The organism is Mesorhizobium sp. Mes31, from assembly GCF_024519675.1.
Taxonomy (GTDB): Bacteria; Pseudomonadota; Alphaproteobacteria; order Rhizobiales; family Rhizobiaceae; genus Mesorhizobium.
Genome location: NZ_JALJRL010000004.1, coordinates 168028 through 189205, shown reverse-complemented (window position 1 = coordinate 189205; position 21178 = coordinate 168028). Strand labels below are relative to the sequence as shown.

The 21178-nt window shown below is 62.6% G+C and carries 20 protein-coding genes and 1 riboswitch; of the genes, 6 read left to right on the top strand and 14 right to left on the bottom strand.

All coding sequences use genetic code 11. From position 1 onward, the window contains the following. The first annotated feature begins 118 nt into the window (after nt 1-118). On the top strand, nt 119-589 hold the full coding sequence (locus tag NR193_RS08700; RefSeq protein WP_256750463.1) for a type IV pilus biogenesis/stability protein PilW: 471 nt from the start codon (nt 119-121) through the stop codon (nt 587-589). Between the two features lie 164 nt (nt 590-753). Then, complete coding sequence (locus tag NR193_RS08695) at nt 754-1929, top strand: diguanylate cyclase (protein ID WP_256750462.1); 1176 nt, start codon at nt 754-756, stop codon at nt 1927-1929. Between the two features lies 1 nt (nt 1930). Here the strand turns inward: NR193_RS08695 and gcvP are convergent, their stop codons facing one another. From gcvP to gcvT, 3 genes are read right to left on the bottom strand one after another with little or no spacing between them, the layout of a single operon-like run. After that, the gene (gene gcvP, locus NR193_RS08690; RefSeq protein WP_256750461.1) at nt 1931-4741 is read right to left on the bottom strand and encodes an aminomethyl-transferring glycine dehydrogenase; all 2811 of its coding nucleotides are present in this window, start codon (nt 4739-4741) and stop codon (nt 1931-1933) included. Nucleotides 4742-4759: 18 nt separating this feature from the next. Then, entirely contained in the window at nt 4760-5128 is a 369-nt protein-coding gene (gcvH, locus tag NR193_RS08685; protein ID WP_256750460.1) for a glycine cleavage system protein GcvH, read from the bottom strand. A gap of 5 nt (nt 5129-5133) precedes the next feature. Beyond that, on the bottom strand, nt 5134-6234 hold the full coding sequence (gene gcvT, locus NR193_RS08680) for a glycine cleavage system aminomethyltransferase GcvT (RefSeq protein WP_256750459.1): 1101 nt from the start codon (nt 6232-6234) through the stop codon (nt 5134-5136). A 149-nt stretch (nt 6235-6383) separates the two neighbouring features. Next, nucleotides 6384-6470: riboswitch (glycine riboswitch) on the bottom strand. Nucleotides 6471-6759: 289 nt separating this feature from the next. On the opposite strand from gcvT, the gene NR193_RS08675 reads away from it, so the two are divergent. Next, on the top strand, nt 6760-7761 hold the full coding sequence (locus NR193_RS08675) for a hypothetical protein (RefSeq protein ID WP_256750458.1): 1002 nt from the start codon (nt 6760-6762) through the stop codon (nt 7759-7761). Nucleotides 7762-7798: 37 nt separating this feature from the next. Here NR193_RS08675 and NR193_RS08670 read toward each other — a convergent pair whose 3' ends face one another. Next, on the bottom strand, nt 7799-8482 hold the full coding sequence (locus NR193_RS08670) for a GntR family transcriptional regulator (protein ID WP_256750457.1): 684 nt from the start codon (nt 8480-8482) through the stop codon (nt 7799-7801). Nucleotides 8483-8535: 53 nt separating this feature from the next. Next, nucleotides 8536-9816, bottom strand: coding sequence for a D-amino acid dehydrogenase (locus NR193_RS08665; RefSeq protein WP_256750456.1), 1281 nt, complete (start codon nt 9814-9816; stop codon nt 8536-8538). Between the two features lie 222 nt (nt 9817-10038). Between NR193_RS08665 and NR193_RS08660 the strand changes: the two genes are divergently transcribed. Next, entirely contained in the window at nt 10039-10833 is a 795-nt protein-coding gene (locus NR193_RS08660) for an Asp/Glu racemase (protein WP_256750455.1), read from the top strand. A 40-nt stretch (nt 10834-10873) separates the two neighbouring features. Here NR193_RS08660 and NR193_RS08655 read toward each other — a convergent pair whose 3' ends face one another. Both NR193_RS08655 and NR193_RS08650 read right to left on the bottom strand, forming a co-directional pair. Continuing rightward, nucleotides 10874-11239 carry a hypothetical protein gene (locus NR193_RS08655; protein ID WP_256750454.1) on the bottom strand — a complete coding sequence of 122 codons (366 nt, stop codon included), beginning with the start codon at nt 11237-11239 and terminating at the stop codon, nt 10874-10876. A 114-nt stretch (nt 11240-11353) separates the two neighbouring features. Continuing rightward, nucleotides 11354-12505, bottom strand: coding sequence for a hypothetical protein (locus NR193_RS08650; protein ID WP_256750453.1), 1152 nt, complete (start codon nt 12503-12505; stop codon nt 11354-11356). 251 nt (nt 12506-12756) lie between these two features. Between NR193_RS08650 and NR193_RS08645 the strand changes: the two genes are divergently transcribed. Continuing rightward, on the top strand, nt 12757-13185 hold the full coding sequence (locus NR193_RS08645; RefSeq protein WP_256750452.1) for a hypothetical protein: 429 nt from the start codon (nt 12757-12759) through the stop codon (nt 13183-13185). An 83-nt stretch (nt 13186-13268) separates the two neighbouring features. On the opposite strand, the gene NR193_RS08640 is transcribed toward NR193_RS08645, so the two are convergent. From NR193_RS08640 to NR193_RS08610, 7 genes are all read right to left on the bottom strand, one after another. Beyond that, nucleotides 13269-14060 (bottom strand): molybdopterin-binding protein, encoded by a 792-nt coding sequence (locus NR193_RS08640; RefSeq protein ID WP_256750451.1) that lies wholly within the window; start codon nt 14058-14060, stop codon nt 13269-13271. Nucleotide 14061: 1 nt separating this feature from the next. Further along, nucleotides 14062-14943 (bottom strand): cytochrome b/b6 domain-containing protein, encoded by an 882-nt coding sequence (locus NR193_RS08635; RefSeq protein WP_256750450.1) that lies wholly within the window; start codon nt 14941-14943, stop codon nt 14062-14064. A gap of 98 nt (nt 14944-15041) precedes the next feature. Beyond that, on the bottom strand, nt 15042-15722 hold the full coding sequence (locus NR193_RS08630; protein WP_256750449.1) for a DUF1345 domain-containing protein: 681 nt from the start codon (nt 15720-15722) through the stop codon (nt 15042-15044). 3 nt (nt 15723-15725) lie between these two features. Then, nucleotides 15726-16196 (bottom strand): YaiI/YqxD family protein, encoded by a 471-nt coding sequence (locus tag NR193_RS08625; RefSeq protein ID WP_256750448.1) that lies wholly within the window; start codon nt 16194-16196, stop codon nt 15726-15728. Further along, entirely contained in the window at nt 16193-16954 is a 762-nt protein-coding gene (locus NR193_RS08620) for a hypothetical protein (protein WP_256750447.1), read from the bottom strand. Before NR193_RS08620 ends, NR193_RS08625 begins: the two co-directional genes overlap by 4 nt. A gap of 138 nt (nt 16955-17092) precedes the next feature. Further along, entirely contained in the window at nt 17093-17662 is a 570-nt protein-coding gene (gene gfa / locus NR193_RS08615; protein WP_256750446.1) for an S-(hydroxymethyl)glutathione synthase, read from the bottom strand. Between the two features lie 67 nt (nt 17663-17729). Then, nucleotides 17730-18857, bottom strand: coding sequence for an S-(hydroxymethyl)glutathione dehydrogenase/class III alcohol dehydrogenase (locus tag NR193_RS08610; RefSeq protein WP_256750445.1), 1128 nt, complete (start codon nt 18855-18857; stop codon nt 17730-17732). Nucleotides 18858-19056: 199 nt separating this feature from the next. Between NR193_RS08610 and NR193_RS08605 the strand changes: the two genes are divergently transcribed. Beyond that, nucleotides 19057-21069, top strand: coding sequence for an acetyl/propionyl/methylcrotonyl-CoA carboxylase subunit alpha (locus NR193_RS08605; protein WP_256750444.1), 2013 nt, complete (start codon nt 19057-19059; stop codon nt 21067-21069). The last annotated feature ends 109 nt before the right edge of the window (nt 21070-21178 follow it).

The following is a 21178-nucleotide window of genomic DNA, read 5'->3' as shown; positions in this document are numbered from 1 at the left end:
AATGGCTCGTGTGCCGGAAACCAAATCTTAGGTGCATTTCGGCACCGAAGTTTAATCGCTTTTCTGTAATGTCTTTCCTGAAGAAACGACCCGGCAAATCGGGCGACGGGGCAGGGGCATGCGTCATACAACTTTCACGGCGGCGGCCGCGATGGCGGCCATTCTTATGGTAACCGGCTGTTCGACCAGCACCATCGACAAGACCAAGACCACGGCCATTCAGCCGGCGGCAAAGGACATCGACACCTCCGATCTGGCGCAAGGCAAGGCGCAGTTTCGCGACGCCAATTACGGTCTTGCCGAGCAGCACTTCCGCAAGGCCGTCGAGCTGAAGGCCGACAACGCAGAGGCCTGGATGGGGCTAGCCGCGTCCTATGACGAGCTCGGCCGTTTCGACTTCGCCGACCGCGCCTACAGCCAGCTTTTGAAAGTCGCCGGCCGCAAGCCGCAGATCGTCAACAACATGGGCTATTCGCAACTGCTGCGCGGCAACAAGAAGAAGGCCAAGGTGCTGCTGCTCGAAGCGAAGGCCGGCATGGCCGATCCCACGGTCGTCAACGCCAACCTTGCTCTGCTGAACAAGGGTTGATCTGGGCCGTCGCGGCAGCGGTCCGGTTTCGGGACACATGGCATCGACACTTTGTAAACCCTCTCCGCAGGTCGGGCCGAAAGATCAGCTGAAAACCATATCTGAGGGCCGTCGCTGACCTAGAATGCAGCGCAACCGCCGACGCTCGAGGGCCCTCTCCAAACATGCTGGACTTCAGTTCGCTCCTGCTCGCGGCCGCGCTGTCGGGCACCTGCCTCAGCATCACCATGTTTGCGATCTGGTTCGCCGCGCCCAAGGCAGGCTTCGTCCTGACGGTGGCGTGCGGCATCCTGGTGCTCGTCGCGCATGTGATCCTGTTCTGGCGATACGCCAGGCAACCTGATCCGCTGCTTTGCCAGATCGCGCTTGCGCTGCTCAGTCTGGGGTTCCTGATCCTTTGCCTTTCGGCCATGCAGTATCTCGGCGTGCCCGGCTACCGGCGTGCCGTTGTACCGACGCTTGCCGCCATGGCCGTTTGTGCGGTGGTGACCTTCTTCGGCCTTGATGGTGTCGGCTTCATCATCACCTATACGACGGTGACCGCTCTGCTGGCGGCGATCGGGGCCATGTTCTGGATCAACGGCAGCCATGATCGCCGGATCCTGCTGGTGGTTTCGTTTCTGAGCGGCACCTGTGCGGTATCGTTTGCGCTTTGCGGCGTTGTTCTGCTGACCAGGGGGCAGTGGACGCTCGGGGCCGCGCCCGACAACTGGGCCGAACGACTGAACACCGTCGTGGCGGTGGCCTGCATGACCGGTCTCGGCGCATTGACGCTGTCCCTCCACCATCTGCAGGCGCAGATCGAGCTGAAGGCCGAGACCATGACCGATCCGTTGACGGGGCTTATGAACCGTCGGGGGTTGAAGTCAATCTATGGCGAGCGGACTTTCGGTCCCTTCATGTCCATCGTCATGTTTGACCTCGACCATTTCAAGAGGACGAACGATGTCTATGGCCACCCGGTGGGGGACCAGGTCCTGTGCCGCTTCGCCTCGGTCATCAAGAAATATGCCAGGACCGGCGTCGACGCCTTTCGCCTGGGCGGCGAGGAATTCGCCATCGTCATGTCGCGGATGACCGAAGACAGGGCGTATGATCTCGCCAGCAAGATCGGCGTTGCCTTCGGCACCGAAATCGTTGCCACCCAGAACGGTCCGTTGCGCAGCACGGTCAGCGGCGGCATCGGTTTTGGCGAGGCAGGCGGCAGCAGCCTCGATGAAGTGCTGGCCGAGGCCGACGCGGCGCTCTATGCCGCCAAGCGCGCCGGACGAAATTGTGTCATCAGCCAAAAAAGGATTGGCAAGGCCGAACCAGTCAAGCCGGCCTTGCGCTCCGCGTGACTTACTCCGCGGCTCCCAGATAGTCCGACAACGGCGGACAGGAGCAGACCAGGTTGCGGTCCCCGGCCACATTGTCGATGCGCGACACCGGAGGCCAGTACTTTGCGGCGGTGTCGGCATCGCCGGCGGGATAGGCCGCTTCCAGGCGCGAATAGGGGTGCGTCCACTGACCGGCCAGCGCCTCTGCGGCGGTGTGCGGTGCGTTGACCAGCGGGTTGTCGGCCAAAGGCCATTCGCCCTTGGCGACCTTTGCCGCTTCGCCCGATATGGCGATCATTGCCTCGCAGAAGCGATCGAGTTCCCGCTTCGGCTCGGACTCTGTCGGTTCCACCATCAGAGTGCCGGCAACGGGGAACGACATGGTCGGTGCATGGAAACCATAGTCGATCAGGCGCTTGGCTACATCGTCGACGCTGATGCCGGCACTGTCCTTGAGCACGCGGGTGTCGAGAATGCACTCATGCGCGACGCGGCCGTGCCTGCCCTTGTAGAGAACCGGGAAATGCGCGCCGAGCCGCGTTGCCACATAGTTGGCGGAAAGGATCGCCGTTTCAGTCGCTTGCTTGAGGCCAGACGCGCCCATCATGCGGATGTACATCCAGGTGATCGGCAGGATCGAGGCGCTGCCGAACGGAGCCGCCGATACGGCATGCGCGGAGCCTTCGGTGACATGGCCGGGCAGATAGGGCTTCAGATGCGCCTTGACGCCGATCGGGCCGATGCCGGGACCGCCGCCGCCATGCGGGATGCAGAAGGTCTTGTGCAGGTTCATGTGGCAGACGTCGGCGCCGATGTCGCCGGGCCGCGCCAGGCCGACCAGCGCGTTGAGGTTGGCGCCGTCGAAATAGACCTGACCGCCATGCTCATGGATCAGCGCGCAGAGGTCGCGCGCGCCTTCCTCGAACACGCCATGCGTCGAAGGATAGGTGAACATCAGCGCGGCGAGATTGTGCGCATGTTCGGCCGCCTTGGCCTTCATGTCGTCCATGTCGATGTTGCCGTCTTCGGTGCAGCGCACGACGACGACGCTCATGCCGGCCATCGCGGCACTTGCCGGGTTGGTGCCATGCGCCGAGGACGGGATTAGGCAGACGGTGCGGTGATTGTCGCCGCGCGAGCGGTGGTAGCCGCGGATGGCGAGCAGGCCGGCATATTCGCCCTGGCTGCCGGCGTTGGGCTGCAAGGTGACCGCATCGAAGCCGGTGATCTCCGACAACCAACCCTCCAGCTCGCCGATCATGGCGCGATAGCCGGCCGAATGCGCGGCCGGTGCGAAGGGATGCAGGTTGGCGATGCTCGGCCAGCTCACCGGCATCATCTCGGCGGCGGCGTTGAGTTTCATGGTGCAGGATCCCAGCGGGATCATGGCGCGGTCGAGCGCCAGGTCCTTGTCGGCGAGCCGGCGCAGGAAGCGCATCATGTCGGTTTCCGACTTGTTTTCATGGAAGACCGGCTGGGTCAAAAACTCCTTGCCGCGCGGTTTGCCAGGCACAGTGCTGCCGGCTGAGGGACCAGCCTTGGCGCCGAACAACGCCGCGATCGCGTCGAGATCGGCATCGGTCGAGGTTTCGTCGAAGCTGATGCCGACATGGTCGGCGTCGATGACGCGCAGCAGCCGGCCGGTCTTTTCGGCGGCCGTCGCGATCTGCGCGGCCTTGCCCTTCGTTTCCACCGTCACCGTGTCGAAGCGGCTGGCGCCCAGCACCGACACGCCGGCCGCTTCGAGGCCGCTTGCCAGACGGTTGGCGAGCGCGTGGATGCGGCCGGCAATCGCCTGCAGACCGGCGGGGCCGTGCCAGATGGCGTAAGCAGTCGCCATGTTGGCGAGCAGCGCCTGCGCAGTGCAGATGTTGGAGGTCGCCTTGTCGCGGCGGATATGCTGCTCGCGCGTCTGCAGGGCAAGCCTGTAGCCGGGACGGCCCTTGCTGTCGGTGGACTGGCCGACCAGACGGCCGGGCATCAGTCGCGTCAGCTTGTCGGAAACGGCGCAGTAGGCGGCGTGCGGGCCGCCAAAGCCCATCGGCACGCCAAAGCGCTGCATTGGGCCGACAGCAATATCAGCGCCGAGTTTTGCTGGGGCGTCGGTCAGCGTCAGGCCGAGTGGGTCGGCAATGAACACGACCAGCGCGCCGGTCGCTCGGGCCTTTTCGATCGCGGCCTTGTGGTCGCCATAGACGCCAAACGTGTCCGGCCAGGAGACGAGCAGGGCGGCCGTGTTGTCATCGATCGTCTGGCCGTCGATCTCGATGCCGAGCGGCTCGGCACGGGTGCGCACCACGTCCAGCGTCTGCGGATGCGGTGTGCCGGCAAGCGCTATCTTGGTGCGCTTGTCGCGGTGGTGGCGCAACGCGATGCCGACGGCTTCCGCGACCGCTGTCGCTTCATCAAGCAGAGAGGCCGATGCCACCGGCAGGCCGGTCAGTTCGGCCACCAGCGTCTGGAAGTTGAACAGCATTTCGAGCCGGCCCTGGCTGATCTCGGCCTGGTAGGGCGTGTAGGCCGTGTACCAGGCCGGGTTCTCGAAAAGGTTGCGCTGGATGACCGGCGGGACATGGACGCCGTGATAACCGGCGCCGATGAAGCTCTTCAGCACCGTATTGCCAGCCATCGTCGCCGAAAGCTCGTCCAGCGCTTCCGCCTCGCTCGCCGGTGCGGGCAAGGCAAGCGGCCGGTCGAGCCGGATCGACTTCGGCACGGACTGGCTGATCAGCGTCTCGACAGAGGGAACACCGATGGCGGCGAGCATCGCTCTGGTGTCATTGAGGCCCGGGCCGATGTGGCGGGCCGAAAAGGGGTAGGGTGCTGCGGTCATCTTGTCCAAGTCCTGATCTCAGCCGATATGGGCTTTGTAGGCGGCCTCATCCATGAGGCCCGCGAGCTGGCTTTCGTCGGCAAGCTTCATCTTCCACAGCCAGCCGGCGCCAGTGGCCGCCGAGTTGACCAGTGACGGATCCGAGGACAGCTTGCCGTTGGCCTCGGTGATTTCGCCATCGACCGGCGCGTAGACATCGGAGGCCGCCTTGACGGATTCGACCACGACGGCGGTGTCGCCCTTGGACAGCTTCCTTCCCGTTTCCGGCAGTTCGACGAAGACGAGGTCGCCGAGCTGTTCCTGCGCGTAGTCGGTGATGCCGACGGTGGCGACGCCGCCCTCGACGCGGAGCCACTCGTGATCTTCGGTGAAATAGGTCGTTGCCATGAAGATTATCCTTTGCGGTAGCGATGCGGTGTGAAGGGCAGGGAGCTGATATCGACAGGGATTTTCGTGCCGCGCACGTCGGCGAAAACCCGTGTTCCGGGCTTTGCCAGTGGTGTCGCGACATAACCCATGGCGACCGGATGGCCGGCCGACGGGCCGAAGCCGCCTGAGGTGACATGGCCGGCGGGCTTGCCGTCGCCGTCGAAGAGCGCAGCACCGGCACGCACGGGCTGGCGGCCGTCCGGCTTCAGCCCGACGCGCTTTTGCGCGGATCCTCGTTCTGCGCTGGCACGCAGGGCGTCGGCGCCGATGAAAGCGCCGGAAGCGCGGATCTCCTTCGGGATCGCCCACATCAGCGCGGCAGCGGCCGGGTCGGTCTCCGGCGTGATGTCCTGGCCATGCAGGCAGAGCCCGGCTTCCAGCCGCAGGCTGTCGCGAGCGGCAAGGCCGATCCACAGCACCCGCTCATCTGCAAGGAGTTTTGCGACAAGGCCGCGCGCATCGGCCTCCGGCAGGCCGATCTCGAAACCGTCCTCGCCGGTATAGCCCGACCGGCTCATGAACCAGTTCTTTCGTGGCTCGACACCGTGCATGAACAGCAGCGACCCGGTCTCGATGCCGGCACGGGAAAGGGCTGCCCAGGCTTCCGGTCCCTGGATGGCCAGGAAGATGCGGTCGAGCGGCTCGACCTTGGCATCGAAAGCCTTGGCAAGCTCACGCAGATGCTTTTCGTCCGCGACGGCATTGCCGGCGTTGGCAACCACCATGAAGCGCTCGTCACCGAGCCTGGTCACGATCAGATCGTCGAGAATGCCGCCTGCTTCATTGAGGAAAAATGTCAGTTTGGACTGTGAGATTTCCAGCGCGCCGGCATCCAGCGGGCAGGCGCGGTTGAGCAGCGAAGCCGCGCCTGGTCCGCTGACCTCGAACAGCTTCATATGCGAGATGTCGAACAGGCCGGCATGTTCGCGGGTGTGAAGATGCTCCTTCATGACGCCGGCCGGATAGGTCAGCGGCATCGACCAGCCGGCAAAGGCGCCGAAGCGCGCACCGGCGGCCACATGGATATCTTCGAGGGGAAGGTGTTTGGTGTCGTCGCCCGTCATGTCGTCTCCAGAGTCGCACGCAATCGGCCGCTGATGGCGACCAGTCCGTGCCCCTCTGTCTGAAGCCTGAGAGACTCGCGCAGCCGGAACTCTGTCAGCGGCGCTTACACCTTCGGCGCGGGGGCAAGCCCCGACTTTCCAGAGTGTCTTTCCCGTCTACGGTTCTTTTGCCTGAGAGATTTCGGGCGATTTCCCCTTCGGCGACAGCTCTCGCTGCTCTCTCCCGCAAACAGGTAGGACTCAAACCTGAGCCCTCGACGCGCCATCCATAGCCCGTCGGCGACACCTTGTCACCTCCCAGCGACATCTAAAGCGCATCGCGCTGAAACGGATTCAGGCGATGCGCCTTAGCTTTTTGATTTTGGCGCATGTCGTTCGCCCAAAACCGCTGCACATTTTTGGGCGGCATGCATTGGCCGGCAAGTCTTCGCTAACCACGCCGTTTGCCGGTTTTTCAAGACACTCCTGATATACCGGCAAAAATGACGCTTTGGGCCGGTTTCTGCCGGTAGCTGGGGACGACAAATGGGCGAATTGATCATGAGCGCGCCGGTGGCGGGGCTGACCTCGAAAAGCCGCATCGTCGCTGAAGACGTGGCCATGTTGCGGCACGAAGTGTTCGGCGACGGCGTGGTCACGCGCGGCGAGGCCGAGGCGCTGTTCGCTCTCGACGCCACGGCGCGGGAGAAATGCCCGGAATGGCCGCCGTTCTTCGTCGAGGCGGTTACCGACTATATCGTCCACCAGGAAAAGCCCTCCGGCTACATCTCGCAGGACAATGCCGACTGGCTGATCCGCACGATCTCTCGAGACGGCATGGTCGACAGCCGCACCGAACTCGAATTGCTGGTGCATGTGCTGGAAGAAGCACGGTCGTCGCCGGGCCGGCTTTGCGTCTATGCGCTGGAGCAGGTCGCCCACGCGGTCATCGATGGCAAGGGGCCGCTGATGCTCGGTGGTGCGTTGGTTCCCGGACTGATTGCCAAGGCGGAGGTCGAGCTGCTGCGCCGCATCCTCCATGCCCATGGCGGTGACGGCAACATTGCCATCACCCGCGCCGAGGCCGAGGTGCTGTTCAGGATCAACGAGCGGACGGCCCAGGCCAACAACGATCCGTCCTGGAACGAGCTGTTCGTCAAGGCGATCGCCAATTTCGTCATGTGCTCGGCCGGCTATGAGGCACCGACACGCGATGTGGCGCTGCGCCAAGAATCCTTCCTGGATCAGGCCGATCCGCAAATCGGCGGCTTTTTCAGCCGCATGATGTCGGGTGGATTTGCCGGCCTCATGGAGGCCTATCGGTCCCCGGACGACATCGATGCCGAATGGGAGGCCAAGAACAGGGCGGCCGAGGCATTGGCCCGTCGTGCCGAGACGATCGATGCAGGCGAAGCCGGATGGCTGATCGAGCATATCGGCGTCGACAGGCCCTTGTACGAGAACGAACGCGCACTGCTGACGCTGATCAAGCATGCCACGCCGGAGATTCATCCGGCGCTGAAGCCGCTGCTCGACAAGGTCGCCTGACAAATATTGGGTTGCCTGACCAGTCCTGGGTTACCTATCAGATCTGGTCGACGTCGATGTAGATTCGAGCCAGGCCTTCCCTGACGGTCGACATGGCATCGGCGACACTGATGCTGATGTGGTCATGCATGAGCCTGGCGGCCCTGTCGGCATCGCGGGCGACCATGGCGCGGGCGATGTCGCTGTGTTCGGTGTAGGTCGTCGATAGCCGCCGGTGCTTTTCCACTTCGATCTTGCGCACGAAATGGATACGGGTGTTGATGCCTTCGAGCATGCGCGCCAGTTCGGAATTGCCTGACAGCCGGGCGATGCGGATGTGGAATTCTTCGTCCCTGGCTGTCAGTTCGGCGCTGGAAAAGGCGTCCGCGCGCGCCATGGTGTTTGCCCACCAGTCGGCGAGCGCGGCGAGGTCCTCATCCGTGGCGCGCTCGATTGCCAGCCTGACGGAACGCTGCTCGAGCACGATGCGCACGTCGGAAAGATTGACGATCTCCTCGACATCGAAGCCGCGGCAAAAGAAGCCGCGATTGGTCTGGAAGGTAATGAGCCCCTCCGTGACCAGCCGCTGCAGGGCCTCGCGGATCGGGCTGCGGCTGACATTCAGTCTGGCGGCAAGCTCCACTTCGTTGATGCGTTCGTTCGGCTTGAAGCGATAGTCCATCGCCATCCAACGGATCTCCGCATAGACCCGCGGGCCGGTCTTGATCGGTTTGGATGCCAACGCCGCGCTGTTGTCCTGGCTGCTTTGCCTGGTGGATCGGAGCATGGCGTCGGTCAAGCCTTTGCTGCGCTCGGCGTGGCGAGCCGCACTTGTGCAGGGAGTATTCCGTCGAGGGCGATTGGCGCGGCGCGCCCGGCGATCAGATCGGCGACGATGCGGGCCGACCCATGCGCCATGGTCCACCCGATATGGCCATGGCCGGTGTTCAGCCAAAGGTTCCGGATGCCCCGCTGGCCGAGGACCGGCAGATTGTCGGGCGTCATTGGCCTGAGGCAGGCCCGCATCTCGGCGCGATCATAGTCGATACCGCGGGGGAACAGGCCCTGGGTGACGCGTTTCATGAAGGCGAAATCCGAGGGCTTGTGGCTGCGATCATAGCCGGCGAATTCCGCAGTGGCGGTAACGCGGATGCGATCGCCCATCGGCGTGATGGCAACGAGGTTGTGCTCGTCGATGACGGGAAGCTTTGGAGCCAGGGCCTGGTCGACGATGGGAATGGTCAGCGAATATCCCTTGATCGGATAGATGGGCAGACCCAGGCCGATCTTGCGGGCGAGGATCGGGCTCTCCGCGCCCAGACACAGGACGTAGCTGTCGGCCAAAAACTCACCCTTGTCGGTGGTCACCCGAGTGATCGCACCGTTGCTGCGTTCGATGCCGAGGATCCTGGTGCCGGTCAGGATCTTGCCACCCCGCGACTCGACGATGGCCGCCAGGGCGCGCGTGAACTTGGCGGCGTCGCCGGTTTCGTCGGTCGGACACAAAATACCGCCGGCAATGCTGTCGCGCGACGAGGCAAGTGCCGGCTCGCGGTCAACGATTTGCTGCGCGTCGACAATGCGGATCTCCTGGCCGTCCGCTTCCAGCAGGCGCATGTTGGCGACGCCCTTGTCGAGCGCCTGACGGTTGCGATGGAAGTAAAGGATGCCGGCCGACGTCCTGTCATATTCCAGGCCTTCCTCCCTGACGACCGCCTGAAGGACCGATTGGGAATGAACCGCCAGGCGATGCTTGAGGAGGGTGTTGCGGCGCGCTTTGGCCGCCGTGCATTGCATGAGGAAGCGCAGCGACCAGCTGTAGAGATGCGGGTCGGCGGAGAGCCTGAAGCGAAGCGCCTGGTCTTTGAGGAACAGCGACTTCAGCAGGATTTTTGGCGCGGCTGGCGATGACCAGACGAAGGAATGGCCAGGCGCGATCATGCCGGCATTGGCCCAGCTCGCGCCCTCGGCCACCTGCGGCGCCTGCTCGAGAACGGTGACCGCGTGGCCATCCTTTTGCAGCTGATAGGCGGTGGTTATCCCGACAACGCCCCCGCCCAAGATCACTACGCGCATCGCCGCCCCACCGAATGGCCGTCGTTCATTGTCGACAATTCAATAGGAAGACGTCGATTGTTGTCAACGGCGCATGCATTGGCGACCGGGAAGTGGTCCGTTCAGACCAGAATTCGCACGTTTTTCGATACTTCAAGCCTCAGGTGCCTCTTGACACCTTCGACATTGTCGCCGTTTTCTATTGTCGACAATTCGGATTGGCATCTGGAAAGGGGACTGCATTTGGACACCCCGGTTACACGCGCCGACGACACTCTCGTCCTCGACAAGGAACACATTCCATTCAAGACCGACGATGGTATCGGCACCCGTGCCAATCTCGGTCTGCTGGTCCTGCGGACCGACCAGACCATCGAGGACGAATTCCGCTACGCACTGCCCGCGCGTGACGTCGCGCTCTACGAGGCCCGGCTTTACAGCGATGTCGAGATCACGCCGGAGAACCTGATGAAGATGTCGGCGGTGATCCCCGGCACGGTCGGCCTTTTGCCCGACGTCAAATTCGACGTGATCGGCTTTGCCTGCACGTCGGGAGCGCTTGTCATCGGCGAGGACAAGGTCGCCGCGCGGGTTCACGAGGTGCTGCCCGGCGTACAGGTGACCAACCCGGTGACGGCGGCGCGCGCCGCGCTGAAGGCCCTGGGCGTCTCGCGGATCGCACTGCTGACGCCCTACCTTGCGAAAATCAATCATTCGCTGCGCGCATCGCTGATGGCGCGGGGGATGGACATCCCGGTCATGGGCTCTTTCAACGAAGCGGACGACAATGTCGTGGCACGCATCACGCCGGCATCGGTCAAGCAGGCCATTCTCGAGATCGGCGCGTCCAGCGAATGCGAGGCGGTGTTCGTTTCCTGCACCAGCATGCGTGTTGCCCGGATCATCGAGGAGGTCGAGACGGAATTGAAGAAACCGGTCACCTCGAGCAACCATGCACTTGCCTGGCACATGCTGCGGCTCGGCGGCGTCGCCGAACAGATCGCCGGAAAGGGCGAACTGTTTCGCCGCCCGCTGTAGCGCGGTTGCTTGAAAAGTAGGACCAACCGGCATCCGCCTTTCAAAAACCGCTCCACCACACGGCGAGCAAAGCCGCAAAGGACAAAATGGCTGCGCTAAATGCAAATCTGCGGCCGGCAACAGTTCCGGTGAGTCTTTCGCCGGCGCGAACTTCGGGCGACAACAGCGCTCCGATCAGGAGCAGTGAGAATGTCCAAATACCATGGTTGGCCACGAAGCTTTCAAACGGGGTTCCGTAGAAATTGCCTATCTTGACGTGAGCCAGAGACGTAAATCCATTTGCGAGATCGGGGGATTTGGGCCTGCGATTGCTTTCGAAAACGTCGTCGATCGTAAAACAAAATGCGAATGCAGAAAGGTAGACTCCAATAAATATGGCTGAAACCGCCTGTTGGATTTTCGTCAAAGCGGAGTTCGGGCCCGCTGCCTTATTTTGCAGAACGCTGGATTTAGGTTGAGGCCTTTGCATCTGCTTCCCGGCAACCCGGCTTGACGTCAACGCTTGTCATTCAGCTTAGCGCTACGAACCGCCGCTGTCACGGTGATCGGTTAGATCCCGCAGCGCCGTGGTTACCAGCCGTACTAGCTCCGATTGCCGGCGCACGCCGGTTCGGCTGTAGGCAGCCTTGAGATGATAGCGAACCGTGTTCATCGAGATGCCGGCGCGATCGGCATAGGTTTGCAGGTCTTCGTTGGCGGCGATGGCCGCGACGAGTTGCGCTGTGCCTCTTGGCAGGCCGAAAAGTGCTGCGATCATCTGTGCGTCCGACTGCGCCTTGAGCAGCGGGTCGTGGATGATGAACATGACGCCGCGCGGCCGCGATCTTGTGGTGTCGACGCCATGATCGAGGAAGAACGGGGCAACCATGACGCCATAGGGTGGTCTACCGGCCGCCCGGGCTGCTCGCGCGACGCCGCCCGCGCCGCCTGAGCGGACATCGTTCTCGAGTTCCGCGAGCTTGTTGTTGGCGGCTCGACTCAAGGCGAAAAGCCGGCCGCCACGGCCAATCGACAGGCCGTCACCGGCGTCGGCGATCCTGCGAGCCGCGGCGTTGACGAACAGGCTGCGCCCATATTCGTCGAGCGCCACGACACCAGCCGCCAGCCGGTCGCACATTTCGGACATGGCGCCGGCCGCGCCTTCGAGTTCCAGAAAACTGCGGCGAAGCTGCAATGCCCGCGCAAGGTGGGGCATGAGCGCCTCGAGCCTGGCGATATCGTCGTCGTCGAAGGGCTTGCGGTCACGCGGCCGCTGCAGGCCGACCATGGCGAAACGGCCCTTTGTCGACGCAAGCGTCCCGCCCAGGCATTCTTCCAGCCCCAGCGGCCGGAAGAACTCGTTGAAGAAAATGCCGGGTTTGCGGGTCTCTTCCGGAAGCAGGCGGTAGGTGGGCATGGCGGTGCCGGCAGGCAAGGCCATGAACGCCCTTGGCGCCGGGTCCAGCGCGGTGAAATCGCGTTGATAGCGATCCAGCACCTCACCCTTGAAAAGGCCGACGGAAGCCTGCGCCGACACTTCCGGCCGCGCCGCATCGAAATCCAGCAATATGGCCGTGGCGACGTCGAACAGGCCGCCGAGGAGGTCAAGCGAGGCGTCAAATTCCGCCCTGTCGCGCACCCCAAGATAGAGCGCGTCGAGAAACTGCGTCTCGCGCTTCTGCACCAAGGTCAAGCCCGCCCCCGGTTTCCGGCAGCGGCGCACTCCCAGAATCGGAGCACGCAGCATGCCCGAAAAGAAGTTCTGTCAGAATTACCCCGGCCCATCGTCCCCGACTGGAGGCAGGTTGTCAAACGGTGCGTTGGTGGAAGCCAGGATCAGCGGTTGACCGAAAAGGACCTCGCCGCCTACCCGTTTGGGTAGGGTTCTGCAGTCGTGAAACTGCTCTTCTGCCCGGCGGGACGTCCACTCAGGGAGAACAACACATGACCATATTCCGTAAGGTCCTTGCTCTTGCATTTGCTGCCGGCCTTGGCTCGACAACGCTGGCCTTCGCCGGCGGGATGACGCCGGAACAGCAGGCCGATGCGCGCACGAAGGTCGAAACCGCCGTGGCGCTGGCCAATATCGCCAAGGCCGACAAGGACGGCGAGGCAATGCTTGTCGCCGCCAGAATGCTGGCCGAGGCCGGGCCGGTGGCTGAGCAGGGCGCCAAGATGAAGGACGGCAAGCCGGTGCTCATGGACACAGGCAAGATGGCCAAGATGGCCAAGGAAATGGGGGCCGATGCCAAGAAGGCCGATGCCGTTGCCAGCAAGGCCACGTCCAGCGGTGAAACGGCGCGCAGCGATGGCTACTGGTACTACAGCTGCGATTCCTACAACAATTGTCAGTGGATTTACGCCGGCTATTGAGCGGGGCCGGGGGGCTCATGCAAAGCCAAGCGTAACTGATCGGCCCGTGGCCTCCGCGGGCCGATCATCCTTGTGTCGGTGGGTCAGATCCCGCCATACCAGTCGTAGCCATTGTCTTCCCAATAGCCACCGCGACCACCGCCGACATTGGCGAAGCCATCGACCAGTTCGATCTTGTAGAGATATTTCGGCATCTTGTAGCCGAGCTGGCGCTCGACACGGACGCGCAACGGCGCGCCGTTCTCGACCGGCAGCGGCTTGCCATTCAGGCCATAGGCGAGGATCGTCTGCGGGTGGCGAGCATCGATCAGGTCGATGGTGCCGTAATATTTGATGTCGCCTGAGAGGCTGCGATCGATCGTGTCGAGGCAATGGAACATGACGTAGCGCGCCTGTGGCTTGACCACCGCCTGGTCCAGCACCAGCGACAGCGGCGTGCCGGTCCATTTGGCGATGCAGCTCCAGCCTTCGACGCAGTCGTGGCGGGTGATCTGGGTGCGGCTCGGCATGTTCATCAATTGCTCGCGGCTCAGCGACAGCGGCTTTTCGACAAGGCCCGAAACCTCCAATCGCCAGTCGGCGAAATTGTTGGCGAGCAGACCCTTGTAGACATCGTCGTCGGGCGCCGTGACGCCGTTCGGCCGCTGCGGCTGACGGATGTCGGCCTCGGTGAATTCCGGCGCCAGCGCGTCGCGGCCGGCGAGCAGGCGTTGCGCGCGGTATGTCAGGCCATTGGCGTTTTCGAGGAAACTGCGCAGGCCGCTGCCGATGCTCAGCTGGCTGTCGAAGGCGTCGCAGCCCGACAGCATGATGCCTGAAGCGCCGAGGCTGGCCGCGGTCAGGAATTTCCGACGGCTGATCTGAAATTTCGCCATGTCACGCACTCCTCTGCGCGGTTTCGTCCTCATGTACCGGTGGGTCGGTGCGGTACCAGCCGGTGATGATGGAGCGCAGTTCGTTGATCGGGCCGGCGGCGAGGATCATCAGCATGTGAATGACGAAGAAGGCGACCAGCAGCACCATGACGGTGAAATGGATGGTGCGTGCAGTTTGTCTGCCACCGAGCAGATCGTTGAGGAACGGCAGCACCGAATTCATGCTTGGCGACATGGCCAGACCGGTGATGATCATCAACGGCAGTAGCACGAACAGCACGCCGCCATAGGCCATCTTCTGCAGCGTGTTGTATTCGCGCGTGTGGTGGAATCTGAGCTTAGCATGGTCGACGATGTCCCGCGGCAACCGCTTGAGATCATCAAGGCGCGGGGCGAGGTCACGGCGCAGATGGCCGTTGATCAGGCTGGCGACCAGCCAGATGAGCAAGGTCGTGGTCAGTATCCAGGCAAAGAAGAAATGCACGACACGCGCGGTGCCAAGATCGTAGTAGGACGGAATTGTCGCCCAGGACGGAAAGCCGCGCGCCGTCTCGTTGCCTGCCGGACCCGACCAGCCGAGCACCCCGGTGGTGTCGAAGCGCTTGCCGAAGACCTCGGTGTAGCCGCGCGGCCCGGCGTCGGTATTCTCGGCGCCGATGGCGAAGACGGTATTGTTGTACTCGAAGCCCGACTGCTTGCCGATGTAGAGCTGCGGGCGGGCATTGAAGATCTGCAGGCCGGAAAGCAGCATGAAGAACAGCGATATGGCCCAGAGCCAATGCGTCAGCCGCGTCCAGCGCGATTGCCGGTAGATCAGCGTTTTGTCGCTCGAAGCGGGAGCGCCCGGTCCAGCGGTGGTTTGGCTTCTGGCAGCGGATTCCATGTTTGTCTCGTCTCCCGGCCTCGCGGCGTGGCCTGCGCGTTCATTGTCCTCCTGATACGTAAAGATCCAAACCGATGTTTCATCCGATCACGGATTTATTACGAGTTGCCGAGGCTGACGGCGAGGTTGACGACGGCAGCGACGATGACCGTGTTGAAGAAGAAAGACAGGATCGAATGGACAAGGACGACGCGGCGCATATGCGAGGTCGTTATGGCGGTGTCGGCGGTCTGCGCGGTCATGCCGATGACCGTCGCGAAATAAAGGAAATCCCAACCCTCGGGCCGTTTGCCGCCGGGAAAATCGAGGCCACCGACCGGGATCTTCTTCTTGGTTTCGGCATCGATCGCATCACCGTCCATCCAGTAGACATGGGCATAGTGGAGCGCTGCCATGGCATGGATGGTGAACCAGCCGAGCGGGATCGACAACAGCGCAAAGCTGAGTTCGATGGGGTCGCGGCCCTTGTGATTGATCAGCTGGAACAGCAGGACGGTGGCAACGGCGACAACACCAAGCGTGACGGCAAAGATGCCGAGAACCGGCAGGTCGATCTCACGCGCATTCTTGCTCAGATAGCGGCCGGTGAGCAGCGGCATCTGGGCAATGACCAACACGACAAAGGCGGCGAAGAACACATTGGCGCCGATCAAAATCGAATAGGCTAGCGGCACGCCTGAGATGAGCGCGATCACGAATGCCGGTAGGCCGACGCAGGCAGACATCGCGAACTGCATGTGCCGGTGCACTGGCGTCTTGATCGGCGTATCGATCGTCATGGCTCAGCCCGGTGTGGCGGATTTGAGCGCCCGCCGCAAGATGCGGTCGAGTTCGCCAAGGAACCGCGAGCGATCCTGCGGCGCGAAGCTGGCATTGTAGCCCTTGCTTTCGCCGGTCTCGCGCAGATGCTGCTTGAGGTCGCGCATCGCCACCGCCATGCCGATCGTTTCCGGGGTGAACGGACGTCCGGTGGGTCCGAGCACATGCGCGCCGAGCGCCACCGCACGCGCGGCAAGCGGAATGTCGGCCGTCACCACGATGTCATTGGCGCGCGCATTGTCGACGATCCAGTCGTCGGCGGCGTCGGCGCCCTTGGAGACGACAACATTGCGGATCATCGGATCGCGCGATGGCCGCAGGCCGCCATTGGAGACGTAGGTGACGACAACGCCATGGCGCTCGGCGACCTTCTCGACCTCGGCCTTGACCGGGCAGGCGTCGGCATCGACGAGGATCTGGGGGCTGGAAGTCACTGGGCGGGCACAAGTCCAAGAAGCAGCTGCGTTACAATCGGGTCACGATCCACTAGCCCTTTTGGCTTGCGATCGGAAGTCACCGCAACCAACCTTGGCGTGTTCAGTTCTTGCATCCTTTGCAAGGCGGCCACGTTGTTTGCCGTTTCGGGAATTGACTGATCAGAAAAGCCGTAGAGCGAGCGAACCGGCGCCGGGTCGCTCCCGTGTATGGCATCGATGAATGGTTTTGTTTCGAACAATGGTTCAGGCGACTGTTCGTAGTCGTCCTTGTCTGTCAGTTGCGAGAGGATCATATCCGCTCTGGCCGACGCGATGTAGGCCCCTCCGGAATCAACTATTATAATCAACACGTTGGGGTCGTAGTGAACCAGAACCGAGATGTATTTCGCTATGATGTCTGCCTTGTAGTAGTCGCCTCTGCCCAACTGCAGCGACACGGCTATCGGTTGACCGGGACCAAGGTTGCCAACGATGCGCTTGAGGTCGTCAAGCCCGCCTTTGCCGTAAAGATCGCCGGAGACTTTAATGTGTCCCACCGGGACGATTGTCTTTTCCGCTTCTTGCTTGAATTTCGCGCTCCAGCCGCCGGGTCCCGCCAATTCGCTGATTTTTCCCGAGCCGATGCCATAGGCAAGCAGCGGAGTGATCATCAGCGCGATCAGCGTCGTGCTGTCGCCAAACGAAAATCGTTTGATGCTGTACGCGAGGCCTGTTCCTATGATCAAAACGCCGGCGGCAAAGAGGATCGGCAGCATCGTCTCCCCCAACTGCTTCAATGCATGTCCGGGGAATTCATATCATATCTTGTCTTGTCGGTCCGTTCGGCTTTGGACCATTCGGCGAATTTGGAAAAAACCGAGGCGGGCGGGTGCAACCACACCCGCCCGTCAGTTTCACGCCGGCAGCGCTCCGGACTTCTTGGCCGTCCAGGTGGCGATGTAGTCCATCAGGCCGGGGTTGAGGCAGTCGTAGGGTTCAAGCCCGATTGTCCTCAGCCGCGCACGAATACCGTCCATCCGCTTCGGGTCGACACCGGATTCGATGATCGAGGACACGAAAGCGGCAAAGCCCGGCGGCGACCAGCCGTCCTCGACGAAGCGTTCGGGGTGGATGAAGGACAGGCCCTTGAACGCATGGTCGCGCTCGACCGGCCCGTGCATGTGGACGCCGCAGACGGTGCAGGCATGACGCTGGATCAGCGCCGCGGGATCGACCACTTTCAGCTTGTCGCCGTTCTCGGTGACCGTGACGTCGCCCGTGCCGGCCACGGCAACGACCGAGAAGACCGCGCCTTCCGGCTTCCAGCACTTGGTGCAGCCGCAGGCATGATTGTGGGCGATCTGACCCTTGACCTTCACCTTCACCGGCTTGCTGGTGCAAGCGCAGACCAGCGTGCCGCCGGCAAAGCTGGCGCTTTCCTTGGGCAGGCCATTGTCGATTTTCGGATGCAGTTTCTCCGCCATTCTTTTCTCCTCCCAGTTTTGAACCACAGAGGTCGCAGGCCGGTTGGTCGGCGGCTTGTGGTCTTCCTCAGTAAATCACCACGCTCCTGATCGATTTGCCCTCGTGCATGAGGTCGAAGCCCTTGTTGATGTCCTCGAGCTTCAGCGTGTGGGTGATCATCGGGTCGATCTGGATCTTGCCGTCCATGTACCAGTCGACGATCTTCGGCACGTCGGTGCGGCCGCGCGCGCCGCCGAAGGCGGTACCCATCCAGGTGCGGCCGGTGACCAGTTGGAATGGCCGCGTCGAGATTTCCTGGCCGGCGCCGGCCACGCCGATGACGACCGACTTGCCCCAGCCGCGATGTGACGATTCCAGCGCCTGGCGCATCACCTTGGTGTTGCCGGTGCAGTCGAAGGTATAGTCGGCGCCGCCGATCTGATCGGCGCCGCGCTTGGTCATGTTGACGAGGTGGGGCACGACATCGCCGTCGATCTCCTTCGGATTGACGAAATGCGTCATGCCGAATTTCTCGCCCCAGGCCTTCTTGTCGTTATTGAGGTCGACGCCGATGATCATGTCGGCGCCGGCCAGCCTCAGGCCCTGGATGACGTTGAGGCCGATGCCGCCAAGGCCAAAGACCACGGCCGTCGCGCCGATCTCGACGTTGGCCGTGTTGATGACAGCACCGATGCCGGTGGTGACGCCGCAGCCGATGTAGCAGATCTTGTCGAAGGGCGCGTCGGGATTGACCTTGGCCAGCGCGATTTCCGGCAGCACGGTGAAGTTGGAAAAGGTCGAGCAGCCCATATAGTGAAAAATCTTGTCCTTGCCGATCGAGAAGCGCGATGAGCCGTCGGGCATCAGGCCCTGGCCCTGCGTGGCGCGGATGGCGGTGCACAGATTGGTCTTGCGCGACAGGCACGACGGGCACTGGCGGCATTCGGGCGTATAGAGCGGAATGACGTGGTCGCCCTTCTTGACCGAGGTGACACCCTTGCCGACATCGACGACAACGCCGGCGCCTTCATGGCCAAGGATGGAGGGAAACAGGCCTTCCGGGTCGGCTCCGGACAGAGTGAACTCGTCGGTGTGGCAGATGCCGGTCGCCTTGATCTCGACCAGCACTTCGCCCTCGCGCGGACCGTCGAGGTCGACCTCCATGATCTCCAGCGGCTTTCCGGCGGCGACAGCGACAGCGGCGCGGGTTTTCATAAGACAATTCCTCCCAAGGCGATTTTACGCTCAAGCTTTCAGGTTTTGGCGATGCGATCAACTGGAAGCTGGTGCCGAAACTGGGCCACAGCGGCGAATTGGAATCGCAAATCGATTGAAAGGCAGTGATTTGCATGGCCGGCTTGACCCTGCAAGCACAGGCCATAAAAGGAACGGCCGACCGAGGGATGCTATCCGCATGTTCACCAAGATCCTGATTGCCAATCGTGGCGAGATTGCCTGCCGCGTCATCAAGACGGCGCGGAAGATGGGCATCGCCACCGTCGCCGTCTATTCCGATGCCGATCGCGACGCCGTGCATGTCGAGATGGCCGACGAGGCGGTTCATATCGGACCTTCGCCCGCCGCGCAGAGCTATCTGCTGCCTGAAAATATCATTGCCGCCTGCAAGGCGACGGGCGCGCAGGCCGTGCATCCCGGCTATGGCTTCCTGTCGGAACGGGCTGCCTTCTGTGAGGCGCTCGAAGCGGAAGGCATCGTCTTCATCGGCCCGAAACCCAAGGCCATCAAGGCGATGGGCGACAAGATCGAATCAAAGAAGTTCGCCAATGCAGCGAAGGTTTCGACGGTGCCCGGTTGGCTCGGTGTCATCGAAAACGCCGACCATGCCGAGAAGATCGCCGGCGAGATCGGCTATCCCGTGATGATCAAGGCCTCGGCCGGCGGCGGCGGCAAGGGCATGCGCATCGCCTGGAGCCAGTCGGAAGTGCGGGACGGTTTCGACCGGGCACGCTCGGAGGCCAAGAGCTCGTTCGGCGACGACCGCGTCTTCATCGAGAAGTTCGTCGTCGATCCGCGCCATATCGAGATCCAGGTACTGGCCGACGCGCATGGCAATGCGCTCTACCTCGGCGAGCGCGAATGCTCGATCCAGCGCCGCAACCAGAAGGTGGTCGAAGAGGCGCCGTCGCCTTTCCTAGATGCCAAGACCAGGAAGGCCATGGGCGAGCAGTCGGTGGCGCTGGCCAAAGCGGTCGACTATCAGAGCGCCGGCACGGTCGAGTTCATCGTCGACAAGGACAAGAACTTCTATTTCCTTGAAATGAATACACGATTGCAGGTCGAGCACCCGGTGACGGAGCTCGTCACCGGCATCGATCTGGTCGAGCAGATGATCCGCGTGGCCGCCGGTGAAAAGCTCGGCTTGAAGCAGAGTGATGTGAGGCTGAACGGCTGGGCGGTGGAAAGCCGACTCTACGCCGAGGACCCGTACCGCAATTTCCTGCCCTCGATCGGCCGGCTGACGCGCTACCGTCCGCCGGAGGAAGGACAATTTGGCGATATCGTCATTCGCAACGACACCGGCGTCACCGAAGGCTCGGAGATCTCGATGTTCTATGATCCGATGCTCGCCAAGCTGTGCACCTGGGCGCCGACGCGCATCGAGGCCATCGACGCCATGTCGGAGGCGCTCGACAGCTTCATCGTCGATGGCATCGAGCACAACATCCCGTTTCTGGCGGCGCTGATGCAGCATCCGCGTTGGCGGGACGGGCGGATATCGACGGCCTTCATCGCCGAGGAATACCCCGACGGCTTCGCGCCGATTGTACCCAACAGCGAGGAAAAGGCCGTTCTGGCGTCGATCGCCACCGCGGTGGAACTGCTGCGCCGTGATCGGCTCGACCGGCTGGGCGGGCGCCTGGCGCCACATTCGGGCGCGCTCAAACGCGACTGGGTGGTGAAGATCGGTGAGGGCTATTTGTCGGTATCCATCCTCGAAGGCATGATTTCCATTCCGATGGAGATCGATCTGTCGATTGAGGGTGGCAAGGCGCTGACCGTTTCATCCGAATGGCGGCCGGGCGACCTGATCTGGCGCGGCACGGTAGGCCAGCGCAAGGTCGCCGCTCAGATCAGGCCTGTTGCCAACGGCTTTCGCATCGCCTGGAAGGGCATGTCGGTGACCGCGCGCGCCATGCTGCCGCGCATCGCCGAGCTTGAAAGGCTGATGCCGGAAAAAGTGGCGCCGGACACGTCGAACCTGCTGCTCTGCCCGATGCCCGGCCTCGTCGTGTCGATTGCCGTTGCCGAAGGTCAGGAGGTCAAGGCTGGCGAGACGCTGGCCGTGGTCGAGGCGATGAAGATGGAAAACGTGCTGCGCGCCGAACGCGACCTTGTCGTCTCGAAACTCAACGCCAAGCCGGGTGACAGCCTGGCTGTCGACGCGGTGATCATGGAATTCGCCTGAGATCGAGCCGGGCGGGGCTGGGCAAGCCTGTGGTCAGAGGTCGTTTGTGCTGGACTGGCATCGCCCGGTCCCGGACAATACATCCCCATCGACTCAAGTCCTTCAGGCA